This window comes from Alcaligenes sp. NLF5-7 (assembly GCF_024266725.1).
GTDB lineage: Bacteria > Pseudomonadota > Gammaproteobacteria > Burkholderiales > Burkholderiaceae_B > Alcaligenes > Alcaligenes phenolicus.
Genome location: NZ_CP100755.1, coordinates 3,313,761 through 3,331,515 on the forward strand (window position 1 = coordinate 3,313,761; position 17,755 = coordinate 3,331,515).

Sequence of the window (17,755 nt, forward strand, 5' to 3'; positions counted from 1 at the left end):
TGACAGGCGGGCGCTTTGCAGCGTATTCCGCCTTCACAAAAAAGGGGCATTTTGCTTTGCCCCTTGTTCCCCTAATAGCGTGGCTTGTTTTCGTGCTCGGCCAGCAAACGCTGGTATAGCGCGTGCCGTTCAGGGTGAATGCTGCCGGCTTCGATGGCCGCCAGCACGCCACAGCCCGGTTCATGCCTGTGGGTGCAGTTATAAAAGCGGCAAGACTCCACCGCTTTTCGGAAATCGGGGAAGCCGTGCGCAATATCTTCCTGTGTCATATGCGACAGGCCAAAGGCCTGGAAGCCGGGGCTGTCGATCAGGTCGCCGCTATTAGGCAGGTGATACAGGCGGGTGCTGGTGGTTGTGTGTCGGCCCGCCCCCAAGGCTTGCGAGTATTCCTGGGTCAGCGCGCCGGCATCCGGGACCAGGGCATTGAGCAGGGTGGATTTACCCATGCCGCTTTGCCCCAGCAGCAAGGTACGTTTGTTCGCCAGCCAGGGGGCCAGCGCTTCCCGTGTCTGTTCTGGTTCCAGCGCCACCATTTCCAGAATAGGGACGCCCAGGGCGGCGATAGGGGCCAGCTTGGCGCGTGCGCGCTCCAGGTGGGTGCTCAGATCGGCCTTGTTCAGAATAATCACCGGCTCAATATCCACACTCCAGGCCGCGACCAGGGCGCGTCCCAGCAAGTCTTCGGAGTAAACGGGTTCTGGTGCCACCACAATCAGAAGCTGATCAATATTGGCGGCAAACTGCTTGGTGCGGAAGTCGTCAGAGCGATATAGCAGATTGCGCCTTTCTTGCACCGCCTCAATAGAGCCTTCCCCTTTGGCCTGCATCAACACATCGACTTGATCGCCAACCGCAATCCCGGCTTTTTTTCCACGAGGGAAGCACTTGATCGTTTCGCCATCAGGCAGTTCGACAAAGTAGTGACGACCATGGGCGGCGGTCACCAGACCGCTAAGGTATTTAGATGTCATGCCAGGCTTTTCAGGTGTCGAATGCGATCAATCGCGTTGGGGTGGCTATCGTAAAAGGCAGAGTGCATAGGGTCGGGCGTCAAGGTTGCGGCATTGTCGTTATAGAGCTTGAGCAAGGCGCTGATCAAGTCCTGGGCCTGGCTGTGCTGGGCGGCAAAGCTGTCGGCCTGATATTCGTCCCGGCGCGAGAGCAGGGCGCTCAAGGGGCCCATCCAGAAGGTGAAGGTAGGCACCACCATAAAGAACAGGATCAGGGCCAGGGCGTCGTTGGGGCGACCTAACTGGGGAATCACGCCCAGCCCGGTATAAAAGCCCACCTTGCCCCAGGCCCAGCCGGCCAGCAGAAAAAAGATCAGGGATGTGAATACGCTGATCAGCAGACGGCGCTGGATATGGCGATGCTTGAAGTGGCCCAGCTCATGCGCCAGCACGGCTTCTACTTCTTCGGGCTGCAGCTTGTTCAGCAAGGTATCAAAAAACACGATGCGCTTTTGGCGACCCAGGCCGGTGAAGTACGCATTGCCATGGGCGGAGCGGCGCGAGCCATCCATCACATACAAGCCGTTGGTTTGAAAGCCGCAACGCTGCGCCAGGGCATTGATGCGTTCACGCAGGCTGGCATCTTCCAGTGGTTTGAAGGTATTGAAAATGGGGGCGATAACGCGCGGGTACAGCCACAGCACCAGCAGATTGAAAACCAGCCACAGACCCCAGCCGTACCAGGGCCATGAAGGGCCTGCCCAATCCATCAGACTGAGCAGGGCGGCACACAAGGGTGTACCCAGAATCAGGACGATGATCAGAGTTTTGGCGGTATCGGCAAAGAACAGGGCAGGCTTCATGCGGTTAAAACCAAAGCGCGCTTCCAGTACAAACTTGCGATACCAGGCAAAAGGCAGGCCCACGACACCCATAATCGCCAGGACCGCGCCAATCAGGGTTAGCTGACGCAGCAGTTCATGACTGATCCAGTTGCCCAGCGTGACATCCAGCCATTGCAGACCGCCCAGCAGCGTAAAGCCCAGCAAGACCAGGGCCTCTACCAGACGCTCGCTTAAACCCAGCCGGGTGCGTGCGATGGTGTAGCGTGCCGCACGTTGATGGCTATGCAGGCCAATGCGTTCGGAAAACTCGGCCGGCACCTCGTTCTGATGACGATAAACGTGCCGGATCTGCCGCAGGCCTAAATAAAAGCGCAGCAAAACGTCTGCAAGCAGAAAGATAATGAACAACAAAGTCAGCATGTAGGCGGCTATATGTAAAATGGGCGTTTTGAGGAATGATTATATGGCGGTTCATACACAGCGTCTGGTCTGGCTCGATATGGAGATGACAGGACTGGATCCGGACAAAGAGCGCATCATCGAAGTTGCGGTCGTGGTAACAGAAGCAGACTTGACTCTGGTGGCGGAAGGCCCGGTTCTGGTGGTTCACCAAAGCAATGCATTGCTCGATGGCATGGACGCCTGGAACAAGGGTACGCATGGCCGTAGCGGCCTGATCGACAAGGTCAAAGCCTCTACCCTGACCGAAGCGCAAGCCGAGGATCAGTTGCTGGAATTCCTGAAAGAGCACGTACCGGCTGGCAAGTCGCCCCTGTGTGGCAACACCATCAGCCAGGACCGTCGTTTCATGTACCGCTACATGCCTCGTCTGGAGGCTTTCTTCCACTATCGCAATCTGGATGTCAGCACTCTGAAAGAACTGGCTTTGCGTTGGAAGCCTGAAGTGGTTAAAAGTTTCGTCAAGCAAAGCCGCCACGAGGCCTTGGCCGATATTTACGAGTCCATTGACGAGCTGAAACACTACCGCGAGCACTTCATCCGTCTGTAAACGGGAAGGGCAGGCAGGGCGGAAGGGATGCGGGTCCCGGCACGGTTCGTGAGCGTGCTGCAGCTGTAGGCGGGGACACATTGGCAGGATCAAAACCGAGGATAGCGATTTGTCGCACCTCGGTTTTTTTACGTCTAAGTATTTACCCTTAAAGTATCTGTTTCAAGGCCATATGATACGGTTTTACGATTGACATCACATTTTTCGTATTAAATAATGAAGTGTATATGGTTTGCGTCGAAACAAATTTGTTTGGGCGCTTTCTGCACTCTTACCGGGGATGGTCATGTATGCACAACTTGTAGAGACAGGCGTCAAGCAGGTCCAGGATATCGAGCAGATGTCCGACGAAGAGCGTCGGTTCCAAGAGCGCATCGATGAGGGTGTCCGCATCGAAGCCAGGGACTGGATGCCCGAAGCCTATCGCAAAACCTTGGTTCGCCAGATTTCTCAGCACGCACACTCCGAGGTTGTCGGGATGCTGCCCGAAGGTAACTGGATTACCCGCGCCCCTTCGCTCAAGCGCAAAGCCATCTTGATGGCCAAGGTGCAGGACGAGGCCGGTCACGGTCTGTACCTGTACAGCGCGGCCGAAACGCTGGGCGTAAGCCGTGACAAGCTGGTCGACGATCTGCTGTCGGGCAAAGCCAAGTACTCCAGTATTTTTAACTACCCAACATTGAACTGGGCCGATATCGGCATGATCGGCTGGCTGGTCGATGGCTCGGCCATCATCAACCAGATTCCGCTGTGCCGCTGCTCCTACGGTCCTTATGCCCGTGCCATGGTGCGCGTGTGCAAGGAAGAGTCCTTCCACCAGCGCCAGGGTTACGACTTGCTGATTCAGATGTGCCTGCACGGTACGCCGGAGCAAAAGGCCATGGTTCAGGATTCCATCAACCGCTGGTGGTGGCCTGCCCTGATGATGTTCGGTCCTTCGGATGCGGACTCCACCAACAGCGCCCAGTCCATGCAGTGGAAGATCAAGCTGTTCTCCAACGACGAACTGCGCCAGAAGATGGTGGACCAGACCGTGCCTCAGGCCGAGTACCTGGGTCTGACCATTCCTGACCCTGATCTGCGCTGGAACGAAGAGCGCGGTCACTATGACTTTGGCGAGATCGACTGGGAAGAATTCTGGGCGGTGATCAAGGGCAATGGTCCCTGTAATCGTGAGCGACTCGAAGCCCGAGTCCAGGCCCACGAGAACGGCGCCTGGTTCCGTGATGCACTGGATGCACATGCCCAAAAGCAGGAAGCCGTCCGCAAGGTGGCCTGATCAAGAAGGCTAGGAAACCAGCACGGTTTCTGATTCGATCCGATTCGCAGCAGGCGCTTTGACAGCGCCGCTGCACAGCAAGGAATTTTCAGTTATGAGCAAGAACGATTGGCCCCTGTGGGAAGTTTTCATTCGCAGCCAGCATGGCTTGGCCCACAAGCACGTAGGCAGCCTGCATGCTCCGGACGCCGAAATGGCCATCAACAATGCCCGTGATGTGTACACCCGCCGTAACGAAGGCGTGAGCATCTGGGTCGTACGTGCAGCCGATATCGCTGCTTCCAGCCCTGGTGACAAAGGCCCGCTGTTCGAGCCATCCAACACCAAGGTCTACCGTCACCCTACGTTTTTCCCCATGCCTGACGGCATCAATATGTAGGAACTGGTATGGACAAAGCTTTGTTTTCCTACGCCCTGCGCATGGGCGATTCCACCCTGGTGCTGGCTCAGCGCCTGGGTGAGTGGACTGGCCACGGCCCGGCTCTGGAAGAAGAACTGGCCTGTGCCAATACGGCACTGGACTTGCTGGGTCAGGCCCGTATGTGGCTGACACTGGCAGGTGAGACCGAAGGTCAGGGCCGGGACGAAGATCGTCTGGCCTATCACCGAGACGTCCACGAGTACACCAACTACTTGTTGGTGGAGCGTGAGAATGGTCACTACGGCGACACGCTGGCACGTCAGTTCCTGTTTGATGCCTGGCATTGCTTCCTGCTGGAGCAGTTGATCGAATCCAGCGACGAGCAGATTCGCGAGATTGCCCAGAAGGCACATAAAGAAGTGCTGTATCACCTGCGCCGCTCGACCGACTTGATCGTGCGCCTGGGTGATGGCACCCCGGAAAGCCACAAGCGCATGCAAAAAGCCATTGATGATGCCTGGTTCTACCTGGGTGAGCTGTTCCTGGATGACGAGGTCACCGAGGAACTGGCTCAGCGTCAGGCTGTGCCGTTGATGGCCAGCCTGTGGCAGCCTTGCCTGGAGTACATCCAGAATGCGCTGGAGCGCGCCACCTTGCGTTGCCCGGCCGAGCAGGATGCTCAGCACAAGGCCTACCGTGGTGGTCCCCAAGGCCGTCACACGGAAGCGTTAGGGTTTCTGTTGGCAGAAATGCAGCACCTGCCACGTATGTATCCTGACGCCACTTGGTGATCGCCATGACACAGACCTGGAGCACCGAGCAGGTCATGCAAGTGCTGGCCACGGTTCCAGATCCGGAGATCCCCGTGATCTCCTTGCTGGACCTGGGCATTGTGCGTGACGTGAGTTGGGAGCAGGACGTGTGTGTGGTCACCATCACACCGACCTACTCCGGTTGTCCGGCGATGTACGAAATGAGCCACTCGATTGAACAGGCCTTGCAACAGGCCGGTATCGAGCAGGTTCGGGTGGATACCAAGTTGTCACCGGCCTGGACGACCGATTGGATGAGCGAGCAGGGCAAGCTGGCCTTGCGCGACTACGGTATCGCTCCTCCGGCCCAAAGTGCGGTTGATATTTCTGGTTTGCTGCGTCAGCCCGAGGCGCCCGTGGTGGCCTGTCCTCAATGCGGCTCCACGCATACACGGGTGATCAGCCAGTTTGGCTCCACACCCTGTAAAGCGCTGTATCGCTGCATCAGCTGCGGTGAACCATTCGATTACTTTAAGGCGCATTAGTCCTATGAGTCAGTTTTATTCTCTTCCTGTGGCTTCGGTCTCCCGCAGCACCCGCGACGCCGTGGTGGTGGCCTTTACCGTGCCCGAGGATTTGCAGGATGTGTTTCAGTTTCGTCCCGGTCAGTATCTGACCTTGCGCACTCACCTGGATGGCCAGGAATTGCGCCGCTCCTACTCGATCTGTGCGGCTCCGCACGATCGGTTGCTGCGCGTGGCGATCAAGCGTGTGAATGATGGCGCTTTCTCCACCTGGGCCAATAGTCATCTGGAAGCGGGCGCCACCCTGGAAGTGATGCCGCCTGATGGCAACTTCACCGTGGACTTTGATCCCAGCCAGGCTCACCGTTACGCCGCCTTTGCGGTCGGTAGTGGCATTACACCGATTCTGTCGCTGGTAAAAACCGCGCTGGATACCGAGCCCAAGTCCACTTTCACGCTGTTTTTCGGTAACCGTGCTTCCTCGGCCATCATGTTCCGCGAAGAGATCGAGGACCTGAAAAACACCTATATGGAACGTTTCTCCATCGTGTATATCATGAGCCGGGAAACGCAGGATATCGACCTGTTCAACGGCCGTCTGGATGGCGAAAAAGTGCGTCAGCTGATGCAGCAATGGTTTGATCCAGCCAGTGTGGACGTGGCCTTTGTGTGTGGCCCCCAGGACATGAGCGAGCAGGTGGTTGCGGCCTTACAGGAAAACGGCCTGGAAAAATCCCAGATCAAGTTCGAGCTGTTCGGCGCCCCCAAAGGCCCACGTGCCCTACGTACGGGCGAAGAGTCGCGCAAGGCTCCGGGCAAGGAAGAGTGCGAGCTGACCGTGATTCAGGACGGCATTACCCGCAACCTGACTATCAGCAAAAGCAACAGCAGCATTCTGGACGCGGCACTGGAGCAAGGGCTGGAATTGCCTTACTCCTGTAAAGGTGGGGTTTGTTCTACCTGCCGTTGCAAAGTGGTAGAGGGCGAAGTGGACATGGACGCCAACTTTGCATTGGAAGATTACGAAGTAGCCCGCGGTTTCGTGCTCAGTTGCCAAAGCTTTCCGGTTACCGACCGGGTGGTGATTGACTTCGATCAGGAAACCTAAGACCGCAGCAACATAGCGGTTTTTCAAGAATCTGGACGCCAGCTTCCCAGCTTGGCGTCCTACTAGTTTCAGGAGCACATTGTATGGCAGCAGATTTTTTCAAGACGCATCAGGCAACGCTGGATCAGGCTTTGAGCAGTATTCTGGAGCGCAACTTCTGGAGCGCTTATCCTGAAAATCCCAGCCCGCGCGCCTACGGTGAAACCGCGGCTCAGGATGGTCAGGCTGCTTTTGAAGCCTACCGTGGCAAAGCCTTTCCCTTGACGCTGGAAGGCGCACAAGGTGAAGTCGGCAACGAGCAATCGCCTTTTGGTTTTGATCTGGGCATTAGCTACCCCAAAGTGCCGGTGGACCAATTGCTGGCTCAGTCGCAACTGGCGCTGGACAGCTGGCGCGATGCTGGCCCGCAAGCCTGGGTTGGCATTTGCCTGGAAATCCTGCATCGCTTGAATCAGCGCAGCTTCGAGATCGCTCACGCTGTGCAGCACACCACGGGTCAGGGCTTCATGATGGCCTTCCAGGCCGGTGGCCCTCACGCTCAGGAACGTGCGCTGGAAGCCGTGGCCTACGCCTGGCAGGAAATGTCCCGTATCCCCGGTCTGGTTGACTGGATTAAGCCCCAGGGCAAGCACGATCCCATCCAGATGAAGAAACAGTTCAAAGTCGTGCCCCGTGGCATTGGTCTGGTGATTGGTTGCTCCACCTTCCCGACCTGGAACGGTTACCCCGGTCTGTTTGCCTCGCTGGCAACCGGTAACACCGTAATTGTGAAGCCGCACCCTGGCGCGATTCTGCCTCTGGCCATTACCGTTGCTGTCGCCCGCGAAGTGCTGGCCGAAGCCGGTTTCAATCCTAATGTGGTCTTGCTGGCCGCTCACGAGCCATCGGAAGACACCGCCCAGCAACTGGCACTGAACAAGGCCGTCAAGCTGATCGACTTTACCGGCAGCAGCCAGAACGGTAACTGGTTGGAAGAAAATGCCCGCCACGCTTTGGTCTACACCGAAAAAGCTGGTGTGAACCAGGTGATTATTGATTCGGTTGAGGATTTCAAGGCGGTTGCCCGCAACCTGGCGTTCTCCTTTGCGCTGTACTCCGGCCAGATGTGTACCGCTCCTCAAAACATTTACGTGCCTCGTGACGGTATCCGTACTGCCGATGGCGTGATGAGCTTTGACGAAGTGGCTCAAGGTCTGGCCCAGGCAGTGCAAAAGCTGGTGTCCGATCCGGCCCGTGCCGTTGAAATTACGGGTGCCGTGCAAAACGAAGCCTGCGCAAAGCGTATTGATCAGGCTCGCCAATTGGGCATGCCTATCCTGGCTGATAGCCAGACGCTGGAACACCCCGCATTCCCCGGTGCCCGCGTACGTACACCGTTGGTTTTGCAGGCCCGTGTGGATCAGCCCGAGATTCAACAAGAATGGTTCGGCCCCATCGTTTTTGTGGTGCAAACCGATTCGACCGAGCAAAGCATTGAAGTGGCAGGTCGCAACGTGATCGAGCACGGCGCACTGACCTTGTCGGCTTACAGCACCGATGATGCCGTGACCGCCAAGATCCAGCGCATGGCCGAGCGTTCCGGCGTATCCCTGTCCCTGAACCTGACCGGCGCTGTGTTTATCAACCAGACCGCAGCCTATAGCGACTTCCACGGCACCGGCGCCAACCCGGCTGCCAACGCATCTCTGTCGGATTCGGCCTACGTTGCTAACCGCTTCCGCGTCGTTCAGACTCGCTGGCATTTCTAAAGGAGGGTGGCCAGGTGACTGACCAAAGTATTCAATTTCAGCTGGAAAATGGCGTAGCACGCATTACCTTGAATCGTCCCGACAAGCTCAACAGCTTCACGGCCGATATGCACGGCGAGCTGGCTCAGGCTCTGGATAAAGTAGAACAGTGCGCGGATCTGCGTGTGCTGATTCTGACCGGTAATGGCCGTGGCTTTTGCGCCGGCCAGGACCTGTCCGAGCGTCAGATGAGCGCGGGCGATGCCCCCGTGGATCTGGGTGCCACCATTGAAAAATTCTACGCACCGCTGGTGCGCCGTCTGCGTGCGCTGGCGGCCCCTGTGGTGGTGGGTGTCAATGGTGTTGCCGCCGGTGCTGGCGCGAACCTGGCTCTGGCCGGTGACATCGTGATCGCCACTCGTTCGGCCAGCTTCATCCAGCCATTCTGCCGCCTGGGCTTGCTGCCTGACACTGGCGGTACCTTCTTCCTGCCTCGTCTGGTGGGCACGGCACGCGCGATGGGCCTGTCTTTGCTGGGTGACAAGCTCTCGGCCGAGCAGGCAGCGCAGTGGGGCCTGATCTGGGAGTGCGTGGACGATGACGCTTTCCAGGCTCGCCTGAACGAACTGGCCGCCCATTTTGCGCAGGCCCCGACCAAAGGTCTGGCCTATGCCAAGAAAGCGATTTATGCCAGTGATGCCCATTCGCTTGATCAACAGTTGGATCTGGAGCGCGACTTGATGCGTGAACTGGGTGCATCCGAGGATTACCGCGAGGGTGTTAATGCATTCCTGGGCAAGCGTGCCCCCCAATTTAAAGGAAAGTAATGCAAAGCAACGCAATGGCTGTTGAAGACCCACAAGCACTGGCCGAGCAGGTCAGTGACCATATGTATGGCAATGACCAGGCATCTCAGGCTTTGGGCCTGAGCCTGGATAGCGTGGCACCGGGCAAGGCCGACATGAGCATGACGGTGCGCGCCGACATGCTCAACGGGCACAAGACCTGTCACGGTGGTTTCATTTTTGCGTTGGCTGACAGCACCTTTGCGTTTGCCTGCAATTCTCGCAATGCACCGACTGTTGCGTCCGGCTGCACTATCGATTACCTGGCTCCTGCCTTTGAAGGGGACGTCCTGACCGCTCGTGCGGTCGAGGCCTCCCTGGCCGGTCGCACCGGGGTGTATGACATCGAGGTGGTCAACCAGAACAACAAGCGCGTTGCCTTGTTCCGTGGGCGCTCGTACCGGCTGAATGGCACGGTACTGGGCGGGATTGAAAAAAAATAATTTTTTGACGATACATACCCTGTAGACCCGGGGGGGTCGGAAGTACCACACCAGCGGCAGGGCAGGAGTACACCATGACAGCAATTAAAGAACAGGTTGGCCGCGATGCCATTGAGCATGCAAGTGTTGACGAAATCCGCAACTTGCAGCTGGAGCGTCTGAAATGGACGCTAAAGCATGCTTACGAGAATGTGCCGCACTATCGGCAGAAATTTGACGAAGCGGGCGTGCACCCCGACGATTTGAAGCAGTTGTCGGACATTTCCAAGTTCCCTTTCACGACCAAGCAGGACCTGCGTGACAACTACCCCTTCAAGATGTTTGCGGTTCCCCGTGAACAGGTGGCACGCGTGCACGCTTCCAGTGGCACCACGGGCAAGCCAACCGTGGTGGGCTACACCGCCAATGACATCTCCACCTGGGCCGATCTGTTTGCCCGTTCCATGTGGGCGGCCGGTGCCCGCCCCGGTGATATTGCCCACGTGGCTTACGGCTACGGCCTGTTCACTGGCGGTCTGGGTGCGCACTACGGTGCCGAGCGTCTGGGTTGTACCGTGGTTCCCATGTCCGGCGGCCAGACTGAAAAACAAGTTCAGCTGATTCAGGATTTCCGTCCCGACGTGATTCTGGTTACCCCTTCGTACTTCTGCAATATCGTCGAAGAGATCGAGCGCCAGGGCATGGACCCCCGCGATACCTCCTTGCGTATCGGTATTTTTGGTGCCGAGCCCTGGACCGGCCAGATGCGTCTGGATATTGAGCAGCGCGCTGGCATCGACGCCGTGGACATCTACGGTCTGTCCGAAGTGATGGGCCCGGGCGTGGCCATGGAGTGTGTGGAAAGCAAGGACGGCCCAGTGGTATGGGAAGACCATTTCTACCCCGAAATCATCAATCCTGAAACCGGCGAGCCTGTGGCTGAGGGTGAAAGTGGCGAACTGGTCTTTACCTCGCTGAGCAAGGAAGCCATGCCCGTCATTCGCTACCGCACTCGCGACCTGACACAACTGTTGCCGCCCACTTCGCGCAGCATGCGCCGTATTGGCAAGATTACGGGCCGCAGCGACGATATGGTCATTGTGCGTGGCGTGAACCTGTTCCCGACCCAGGTCGAAGAACTGGTTCTGAAGATGCCCGAGCTGGCCGCCCAGTATCAGTTGGTATTGAGCCGTAACGGCAATATGGACGAACTGGAAATTCTGGTTGAAGTGCGTCCCGAGTTCAATCACCTGAACGACGCCGAGCGCGAGCAAATGGCCCGCCGTCTGAGCCACTCCATCAAGACCTTTATCGGTGTCAGCGCACGAATTCGTGTGCAGTCCTCCGGCATGGTCGAGCGTACTGTGACGGGCAAAGCCAAACGTGTGATCGACAAGCGCGCGTTCTAAGTCTGGCGTGTTGACGTCAAAAAAACGGCTCTGCTCTGGCAGGGCCGTTTTTGTATTCCGCGCTCTCACGGTATCATTGCAAGCTGGTGGGCGGCCCAGGCCGCTTTTGCAGTATTTTTTCTGATGACATCATGCCCCCAATACCGTCCGGTTTGATTGCCGGCATCGGCACCGACCTGATCCGTATCGAGCGGATCGAGCGCGCCTTGGCTCGTCATGGTGATCGCTTTGTAAAGCGCATTCTGGGCGAGCAGGAGCGAGAGGTCTATGCCCGCCGTCAGGCACGCGACCCGGTGCGCGGCCTGCGCTATCTGGCCACCCGTTTCGCAGCCAAGGAAGCTTTTTCCAAAGCGGTGGGGCTGGGCATGCGCATGCCTATGGCCTGGTCACGCATGCAAACCTTGAACGCGCCTGGTGGCCGCCCGGTAGTGCGCCTGTCTGCTGATTTGCAAGACTGGTTTGACGCCCGCTTCGGGGCCGTTCATATTTCCCTGACAGATGAATCCGATATGGCCATGGCCTTTGTTGTGCTGGAAGCCAAAGCGCCTGCCATTCCTTCCTTATCCTTAGCTGAGTCTGATACTAAATGAGTTCTTCCTCGCAAGCAGTGCTGCCTCCGGGCCCGGTCATGGTGGACGTGCAGGGCATGATCCTGACGGATCAGGAGCGTGAGCGCCTGCGCCACCCTCTGGTCGGTGGCGTGATCCTGTTCAGCCGCAACTTTGAAAATCGTGCTCAGCTGACCGCCCTGTGCCAGTCCATTCACGAAGCGCGAGATGAGCCATTGCTGATCGCCGTGGACCATGAGGGGGGCCGGGTACAGCGTTTCCGCGAGGATGGCTTTACCACGCTGCCCGCCATGAGCCAGTTGGGTCAACTGTGGACGCGCGATGCGGTCAAGGCCGCTGCTGTTGCCGCCGATACGGGCTATGTGCTGGCGGCCGAGCTGCGCGCTTGCGGCGTGGACATGAGCTTTACGCCGGTACTGGATCTGGACTGGGGTGTCAGCAAGGTGATTGGTGATCGCTCTTTCCACCGTAATCCCCGTGCCGTCTCCATGTTGGCAGCCGGCTTGATCCGTGGTTTGAACAAGGCCGGTATGGCTGCCTGCGGCAAGCACTTTCCTGGCCATGGCGGTGTAGAGGCAGATTCGCATCACGAGATTCCCGTTGACGATCGTACGCTGGAAGAGATTCTGGACGAGGATGCTGCTCCTTACGGCTGGCTGGGCACCTTGCAGCTACCTTCGGTGATGCCTGCTCACGTGATTTATTCCAAAGTGGACCCGCTGCCAGCCGGCTTTTCGTCATACTGGATTCAGCGTGTGCTGCGTAAGGCCCTGGCTTATGACGGCGTGATTTTTTCCGACGACCTGACCATGGAAGGCGCCACTGTCGTGGGCGATATCCTGGCACGTGCTCAGGCCGCCTTGGGGGCCGGTTGCGACATGGTGCTGGTATGCAATCGTCCTGATCTGGCCGACGACTTGCTCTCGCGCCTGGATTTCACGATTTCCGAGGAATCGCAAAACCGCATTCGTCGTTTGATGCCGACGACGCCAGCCCTGGATTGGGACGCTTTGCAAGCGGATGAACACTATCAATATGCCCGCGGACTTCAATCTAAAATCCTATCTGTCTGATTTGCCGAATCTGCCGGGCGTGTACCGGCACATCGACGAACAGGGCGAGGTACTGTATGTGGGCAAGGCGCGTGATCTCAAGCGCCGTGTCAGCTCGTACTTCCAGAAAACGCTGAGCAGTCCCCGTATTGCCCATATGGTGGCGCGCGTCGCGCGCATCGAGGTAACCGTTACCCGCAGCGAGGCCGAGGCCTTGCTGCTGGAAAACAACCTTATCAAGCGCCTGCGGCCGCGCTACAACATTCTTTTCCGGGACGACAAGTCCTACCCCTACCTGATGATCAGCGCCCACCAGGCGCCGCGTATTGCCTATTACCGGGGCAGTACCAGCGGAAAAGGGCATTTTTTCGGCCCTTATCCCAACTCCTGGGCAGTGCGTGAAACCATTCAGATCCTGCAACGGGTGTTTCGTTTGCGGACCTGTGAAGACAGCGTGTACGCCAACCGCAGCCGTCCCTGTTTGCTGCATCAGATCGGGCGCTGTTCGGCCCCCTGTGTGAACTTGATCGCGCCCGAGCAGTATCAGCTGGATGTGCAGCGCGCCATCAGCTTTCTGGACGGGAATACCTCTGAAATTCTGGGCGAGCTGCAAGAGCGCATGATGCAGGCTTCGGACTCGCTGGATTTCGAGCAGGCAGCGATTTTGCGCGACCAGATGAAAGCCCTGTCCGCCGTACTGCAGCAGCAAAGCATGGAGCAGGTAGGCAAGGAAGACGTAGACATTATTGTGGTGCTGAACGCCGGTGGTAAGTTCTGTGTGAACCTGGCCATGGTGCGTGGCGGCCGTCACTTGGGTGACCGTGCTTTCTTCCCCACCCAAATCAACGATGACACCCCTAGCGATGTGCTGGCCGCGTTTATCGCCCAGCACTATCTGGAGCGCCGCATGCCGCCGGTTCTGGTCTGTTCGCACGCTTTGCCCGATGCAGACCTGATGCCATTGCTGGCTGAGCAAACCGGTGTGAAGGCGCGTGTGGTGGTGCGCCCCCAAGGGGTACGCAAGATCTGGCTGGAGCAGGCCACCAAGAATGCCGGCCTGGCCTTGGCCCGTGTGCTGAGCGAATCCACCGCTCGCGCTGACCGTACCCGAGCCCTGGCCGAAGCACTGCAACTGGACCTGGATGAGGCCCAGCTTGATACCCTGCACATCGAATGTTTCGATATCAGCCATACAGCAGGGGAGGCCACCCAAGCCTCGTGTGTGGTTTATAAACACCACGAGATGCAGAACTCGCTTTATCGCCGCTACAACATTGCAGGCATCACGCCCGGCGATGATTATGCGGCCATGCGCCAAGTGCTGAACCGACGTTTCTCGCGGGTTGCCGAAGGTTTGGCGCCTTTGCCCGACATTGTGTTGATCGACGGTGGCAAGGGGCAGGTGGAAATTGCCCGCCAGGTTTTTGTGGAACTGGGCCTGGATATTCACGTCCTGGTCGGCGTTGCCAAGGGTGAAAAGCGTAAAGTAGGTCTGGAAACCCTGGTATTTGCCGATGATCGCCCGCCTGTGGCTTTGGGTGTGGAGTCGGCGGCACTGATGCTGGTCGCTCAGGTGCGTGACGAAGCGCACCGTTTTGCCATTACGGGCATGCGTGCCCAACGTGCCAAAACGCGCAATGTGTCACGCCTGGAAGATATTGACGGGATTGGCGCCAAACGGCGTCAGCGTCTGCTGGCTCGCTTTGGTGGTTTTAGTGGCGTTGCGGACGCAAGTATTGATGAGCTTAGTGCGGTTGATGGAATATCCACTGAACTGGCCGAACGCATTTATCATGCTTTACGATAGGCGAGAGCCTTTGTTTTAAATTAGGTTGGTATCCAAGCTATGCCTTTTAATCTGCCCATAGCCCTGACGTGGCTTCGCATCGTTCTGATCCCCTTGATCGTCGCCCTGTTTTATCTGCCAGCGAATTGGCTGAGCATGGAAACACGCGATCTGTGGGCCGCTTCGGTGTTTATCGTGGCCGCCGCAACGGACTGGTTTGACGGCTGGCTGGCTCGCCGCTGGAACCAGACGTCCTCATTCGGGGCCTTCCTGGACCCGGTTGCGGACAAACTCATGGTCAGTGCCGCTTTGCTGGTCTTGCTGGATCTGGGCCGTGTGGACGCCTTTATCGCCCTGATTATTATTGGCCGCGAAATCACCATTTCGGCATTGCGGGAATGGATGGCCAAGATTGGTGCCAGTGGTAGTGTGGCTGTTCACCGCTTGGGTAAATTCAAGACTGCGGCGCAAATGGTTGCCATTCCTTGTCTGCTGTACTGGTCGCCTGTCATGGGCCTGCCGACACGGATCATTGGGCAAGCCCTGATTATTGTCGCTGCAGTCCTGACGGTCTGGTCCATGTGCTATTACTTGCAGAAGGCCTGGCCGGAAATCAAGAAAAAGCAGCTTTAAGTTAAATGGCTAATTCATCAACAACGACGCTGGATGGGGCGGGGCCTGACGGTTCACAGGACTGGCGGGTTATTGGCGTTATTGGTATCGCCCACGCCAGTTCGCACTTCTTTCAGCTGATTCTGCCCACACTGTATATTTCCCTGGGCCAAGAGTTCGGTTACGACTTCCTGACCTTGGGTGGTCTGGTGACCACCTTTTATCTGGTGTCCTGTTTTGGGCAGGCCTCTTCCGGTTTTCTGGTTGACCGCATCGGCGCCTTGCCGGTCCTGAAAGTGGGTCTGTCCTGTTTTGTGGTGGCGGCCTTGCTGATCGGGACGGCCAATGGCTATGGAATGCTGTTGGCGGCTGCCTTGATCGGTGGCGTGGGCAATGCCGTGTTCCACCCGGTGGATTACTCCATCCTGAATCATCGTGTCAGCCCGGCTCGTTTGGGCCACGCTTTTAGCGCACACGGTTTGACTGGGAATCTGGGCTGGGCCCTGACGCCGGTCTTTATCACCACGCTGACTATTTACTTTAACTGGCGTGTTGCCGTGCTGTCGGCGGCAGCCCTGATTGCGGCTATTCTGGTGCTAGTCCTGATCAACCGGGATGCCTTGGCGGGACGTACAGCCTCGGGAACAGCGCCTGCACGTCCACAGAGCAAAGAATCGGTTTGGACGACGCTATCTACTTTGCTGTCCCGTCCTTCCCTGTGGGGTGCCTTCCTGTTCTTTGCCTTTGCTACGGCAGCGATGGCCGTGGTGCAGAACTACACCATTCCTATGCTGCATAACACCTATGGCATTGATAAGGTGACGGCGGGTACGGCTTTGTCCGGTTTCATGCTGGCCTCGGCAGCGGGCATGTTTGTGGGTGGCTTTATTGCTTCCACGACACCACGTTCTGAATTGATTGTGTTTGTGTCCCTTTGCGTATCGGGCGCTTTGTTGCTGGTACTGGGGGCAGGTTGGGTCATGCCTTCGCTGGCCTTGTTCGTGGTGGGCGCGGCTGGCTTTTGCTCGGGTATTGCCTCGCCATCGCGGGACATGCTGATACGTCGTGTCACTCCCAAAGGGTCTACCGGCGCAGTGTATGGTCTGGTGTACTCGGGCATGGACGTAGGTTCTTCCCTGGCACCAGTGGGCTTTGGTTTGCTGCTGGACGTGGGTTTGACCCAGGCTCCCTGGTACGGCGCAGCCATCGGGTATTGGACTGCGGCTGGCCTGGCGGTGTATGTGGCTTCTACCGTAAGCCGTGCGGCCAAATCCTGATTGGCTTGAAGCTATTCATGGCTACTTGGAAAGCCCTAAAAGAGAACCCCAAAAACCTGTCAAGTTTTTGGGGTTTTTTCTTGCCCTGGCTGCGTCTTGCTGCGGAGCTTGGCACCTTGAATCCAGAAAGGCGTATTGGCCCTCCTGGTTCAAACATCTCTAGCTGGCTTTATATAGAGATCACTGACGCGCCAGGCGAGGTTCGTCCACGCTATCCGCGTGGCTGCTGCGCCAGGGATTGATGTCCAGGCCACCGCGGCGGGTATAACGCGCGTACACCAGCAAACGCTCGGGCTGGCAGCTTTGCTGGATATCGCTGTAGAGGCGTTCTACACAATGTTCGTGGAACTCGGTATGCCGGCGCAGTGAGACGATATAGCGCAACAAGGAAGCCGGATCAATCTGCGGGCCGGTATAGCGTACTTGCACACTACCCCAGTCGGGCTGGCCGGTAACGGGGCAATTGGACTTGAGCAAATCAGAAACCAGGGATTCGGTCACGATGGGGGCATCTGGCAGGCATTGCAGCAAGCCGCTTTGTGGCGTGTAGTCCTGAATGCTGATGTCCAGCTCATCAATGCAATGGCCTTCGAGCTGACGGATAGGCTGGCCGTTCAAGGCCTTGAGCGGAATCAGCGTCACATTGACAGCGGCACCGGCAACCGCGCTCAAGTCTTGCTCCATGCGCTGCACAAGGCTGGCCACATCTTCCACCACTTCATCATTGAACGAGTTCAGATAAAGCTTGAAGGATTTGGACTCGATGATGCGTGGGCTATTCCAGGGAATAACAAAGCGCGCCAGTGCGACGACAGGCTTGCCTTTGGGATTGAGCCAGGAGATCTCGTAACCGTTCCAGATATCGGCGCCATGCCATTGCTCGGGAAGCTGAAGCGCCTGGCGGTTCAGGGAGCGCTCAATACCAAACAGGACACTGGGGTCGTACTGTGTGGGATAAACCACATCGTGCCCAAGAGGCGAGTCTTTAAGAGGGGAGTTGTTGCTCATTGACGGGTGCTGCAGAAATAAAACGGGAAACCGGTGCAGCGAGCAGGCGCTCACCGGGTGGTATAAAGGCGATTATCCCACATTGTGAAATCCTTGTCTCAGTATGCAAAAAACGGCTTGCGCGCCGCACAGTTTTTCATTTCACAAACAGGTAAGTCATTTCATATCTCGAAATTAATTATATATCTATATGATTTTTAACAGAAAAATATTTACTCTT

Annotated in this window: 18 protein-coding genes; 15 read left to right on the top strand and 3 right to left on the bottom strand. The window is 57.3% G+C overall.

The features are described 5' to 3' along the window. Positions 1 to 71: 71 nt before the first annotated feature. Positions 72 to 971: a ribosome small subunit-dependent GTPase A gene (gene rsgA / locus MID00_RS15270; RefSeq protein ID WP_026482958.1), complete on the bottom strand. Its 900-nt coding sequence runs from the start codon at positions 969 to 971 to the stop codon at positions 72 to 74. Then, the gene (locus MID00_RS15275; protein ID WP_009455986.1) at positions 968 to 2,215 is read right to left on the bottom strand and encodes a M48 family metallopeptidase; all 1,248 of its coding nucleotides are present in this window, start codon (positions 2,213 to 2,215) and stop codon (positions 968 to 970) included. Before MID00_RS15275 ends, rsgA begins: the two co-directional genes overlap by 4 nt. 43 nt (positions 2,216 to 2,258) lie before the next feature. On the opposite strand from MID00_RS15275, the gene orn reads away from it, so the two are divergent. The 15 genes from orn to MID00_RS15350 all read left to right on the top strand — a co-directional run bounded on the left by orn (position 2,259) and on the right by MID00_RS15350 (position 16,527). Further along, on the top strand, positions 2,259 to 2,804 hold the full coding sequence (orn, locus tag MID00_RS15280; protein WP_009455985.1) for an oligoribonuclease: 546 nt from the start codon (positions 2,259 to 2,261) through the stop codon (positions 2,802 to 2,804). Positions 2,805 to 3,090: 286 nt separating this feature from the next. Then, positions 3,091 to 4,083, top strand: a complete 993-nt coding sequence (gene paaA, locus MID00_RS15285) for a 1,2-phenylacetyl-CoA epoxidase subunit PaaA (RefSeq protein ID WP_009455984.1) — start codon at positions 3,091 to 3,093, stop codon at positions 4,081 to 4,083. A 94-nt stretch (positions 4,084 to 4,177) separates the two neighbouring features. Then, positions 4,178 to 4,462: a 1,2-phenylacetyl-CoA epoxidase subunit PaaB gene (paaB, locus tag MID00_RS15290; RefSeq protein WP_003799192.1), complete on the top strand. Its 285-nt coding sequence runs from the start codon at positions 4,178 to 4,180 to the stop codon at positions 4,460 to 4,462. An 8-nt stretch (positions 4,463 to 4,470) separates the two neighbouring features. Next, entirely contained in the window at positions 4,471 to 5,235 is a 765-nt protein-coding gene (gene paaC / locus MID00_RS15295; protein WP_035272706.1) for a 1,2-phenylacetyl-CoA epoxidase subunit PaaC, read from the top strand. A gap of 5 nt (positions 5,236 to 5,240) precedes the next feature. Continuing rightward, complete coding sequence (gene paaD, locus MID00_RS15300) at positions 5,241 to 5,741, top strand: 1,2-phenylacetyl-CoA epoxidase subunit PaaD (RefSeq protein WP_009455982.1); 501 nt, start codon at positions 5,241 to 5,243, stop codon at positions 5,739 to 5,741. 4 nt (positions 5,742 to 5,745) lie between these two features. Further along, positions 5,746 to 6,828 (top strand): 1,2-phenylacetyl-CoA epoxidase subunit PaaE, encoded by a 1,083-nt coding sequence (gene paaE / locus MID00_RS15305; protein WP_009455981.1) that lies wholly within the window; start codon positions 5,746 to 5,748, stop codon positions 6,826 to 6,828. 83 nt (positions 6,829 to 6,911) lie between these two features. Continuing rightward, on the top strand, positions 6,912 to 8,576 hold the full coding sequence (paaN, locus tag MID00_RS15310) for a phenylacetic acid degradation protein PaaN (RefSeq protein ID WP_254499021.1): 1,665 nt from the start codon (positions 6,912 to 6,914) through the stop codon (positions 8,574 to 8,576). Between the two features lie 14 nt (positions 8,577 to 8,590). Beyond that, the gene (gene paaG, locus MID00_RS15315) at positions 8,591 to 9,382 is read left to right on the top strand and encodes a 2-(1,2-epoxy-1,2-dihydrophenyl)acetyl-CoA isomerase PaaG (RefSeq protein ID WP_009455980.1); all 792 of its coding nucleotides are present in this window, start codon (positions 8,591 to 8,593) and stop codon (positions 9,380 to 9,382) included. Further along, positions 9,382 to 9,843 carry a hydroxyphenylacetyl-CoA thioesterase PaaI gene (gene paaI / locus MID00_RS15320; protein WP_009455979.1) on the top strand — a complete coding sequence of 154 codons (462 nt, stop codon included), beginning with the start codon at positions 9,382 to 9,384 and terminating at the stop codon, positions 9,841 to 9,843. Before paaG ends, paaI begins: the two co-directional genes overlap by 1 nt. A gap of 74 nt (positions 9,844 to 9,917) precedes the next feature. Continuing rightward, positions 9,918 to 11,231: a phenylacetate--CoA ligase PaaK gene (gene paaK, locus MID00_RS15325; RefSeq protein WP_009455971.1), complete on the top strand. Its 1,314-nt coding sequence runs from the start codon at positions 9,918 to 9,920 to the stop codon at positions 11,229 to 11,231. Positions 11,232 to 11,362: 131 nt separating this feature from the next. Then, entirely contained in the window at positions 11,363 to 11,821 is a 459-nt protein-coding gene (gene acpS, locus MID00_RS15330; protein WP_060185274.1) for a holo-ACP synthase, read from the top strand. Beyond that, positions 11,818 to 12,873, top strand: coding sequence for a beta-N-acetylhexosaminidase (gene nagZ, locus MID00_RS15335; RefSeq protein WP_254499022.1), 1,056 nt, complete (start codon positions 11,818 to 11,820; stop codon positions 12,871 to 12,873). The genes acpS and nagZ overlap by 4 nt, the downstream gene beginning before the upstream one ends. Continuing rightward, a complete protein-coding gene (uvrC, locus tag MID00_RS15340; RefSeq protein WP_250757239.1) occupies positions 12,836 to 14,659 on the top strand; it encodes an excinuclease ABC subunit UvrC in 1,824 nt (607 codons plus the stop codon). Before nagZ ends, uvrC begins: the two co-directional genes overlap by 38 nt. A 39-nt stretch (positions 14,660 to 14,698) precedes the next feature. Further along, a complete protein-coding gene (gene pgsA / locus MID00_RS15345; RefSeq protein WP_009455960.1) occupies positions 14,699 to 15,271 on the top strand; it encodes a CDP-diacylglycerol--glycerol-3-phosphate 3-phosphatidyltransferase in 573 nt (190 codons plus the stop codon). Positions 15,272 to 15,276: 5 nt separating this feature from the next. Continuing rightward, a complete protein-coding gene (locus MID00_RS15350; protein WP_031231865.1) occupies positions 15,277 to 16,527 on the top strand; it encodes an MFS transporter in 1,251 nt (416 codons plus the stop codon). Between the two features lie 180 nt (positions 16,528 to 16,707). Here the strand turns inward: MID00_RS15350 and queF are convergent, their stop codons facing one another. Then, positions 16,708 to 17,535, bottom strand: a complete 828-nt coding sequence (queF, locus tag MID00_RS15355) for an NADPH-dependent 7-cyano-7-deazaguanine reductase QueF (RefSeq protein ID WP_250755863.1) — start codon at positions 17,533 to 17,535, stop codon at positions 16,708 to 16,710. Positions 17,536 to 17,755 lie beyond the last annotated feature (220 nt).

Bases quoted from the DNA above. Each gene is read 5' to 3' on its own strand.
- rsgA (WP_026482958.1), bottom strand. From the start codon at position 971: ATGACATCTAAATACCTTAGCGGTCTGGTGACCGCCGCCCATGGTCGT.
- MID00_RS15275 (WP_009455986.1), bottom strand. From the start codon at position 2,215: ATGCTGACTTTGTTGTTCATTATCTTTCTGCTTGCAGACGTTTTGCTG.
- orn (WP_009455985.1), top strand. From the start codon at position 2,259: ATGGCGGTTCATACACAGCGTCTGGTCTGGCTCGATATGGAGATGACA.
- paaA (WP_009455984.1), top strand. From the start codon at position 3,091: ATGTATGCACAACTTGTAGAGACAGGCGTCAAGCAGGTCCAGGATATC.
- paaB (WP_003799192.1), top strand. From the start codon at position 4,178: ATGAGCAAGAACGATTGGCCCCTGTGGGAAGTTTTCATTCGCAGCCAG.
- paaC (WP_035272706.1), top strand. From the start codon at position 4,471: ATGGACAAAGCTTTGTTTTCCTACGCCCTGCGCATGGGCGATTCCACC.
- paaD (WP_009455982.1), top strand. From the start codon at position 5,241: ATGACACAGACCTGGAGCACCGAGCAGGTCATGCAAGTGCTGGCCACG.
- paaE (WP_009455981.1), top strand. From the start codon at position 5,746: ATGAGTCAGTTTTATTCTCTTCCTGTGGCTTCGGTCTCCCGCAGCACC.
- paaN (WP_254499021.1), top strand. From the start codon at position 6,912: ATGGCAGCAGATTTTTTCAAGACGCATCAGGCAACGCTGGATCAGGCT.
- paaI (WP_009455979.1), top strand. From the start codon at position 9,382: ATGCAAAGCAACGCAATGGCTGTTGAAGACCCACAAGCACTGGCCGAG.
- paaK (WP_009455971.1), top strand. From the start codon at position 9,918: ATGACAGCAATTAAAGAACAGGTTGGCCGCGATGCCATTGAGCATGCA.
- acpS (WP_060185274.1), top strand. From the start codon at position 11,363: ATGCCCCCAATACCGTCCGGTTTGATTGCCGGCATCGGCACCGACCTG.
- nagZ (WP_254499022.1), top strand. From the start codon at position 11,818: ATGAGTTCTTCCTCGCAAGCAGTGCTGCCTCCGGGCCCGGTCATGGTG.
- uvrC (WP_250757239.1), top strand. From the start codon at position 12,836: ATGCCCGCGGACTTCAATCTAAAATCCTATCTGTCTGATTTGCCGAAT.
- pgsA (WP_009455960.1), top strand. From the start codon at position 14,699: ATGCCTTTTAATCTGCCCATAGCCCTGACGTGGCTTCGCATCGTTCTG.
- MID00_RS15350 (WP_031231865.1), top strand. From the start codon at position 15,277: ATGGCTAATTCATCAACAACGACGCTGGATGGGGCGGGGCCTGACGGT.
- queF (WP_250755863.1), bottom strand. From the start codon at position 17,535: ATGAGCAACAACTCCCCTCTTAAAGACTCGCCTCTTGGGCACGATGTG.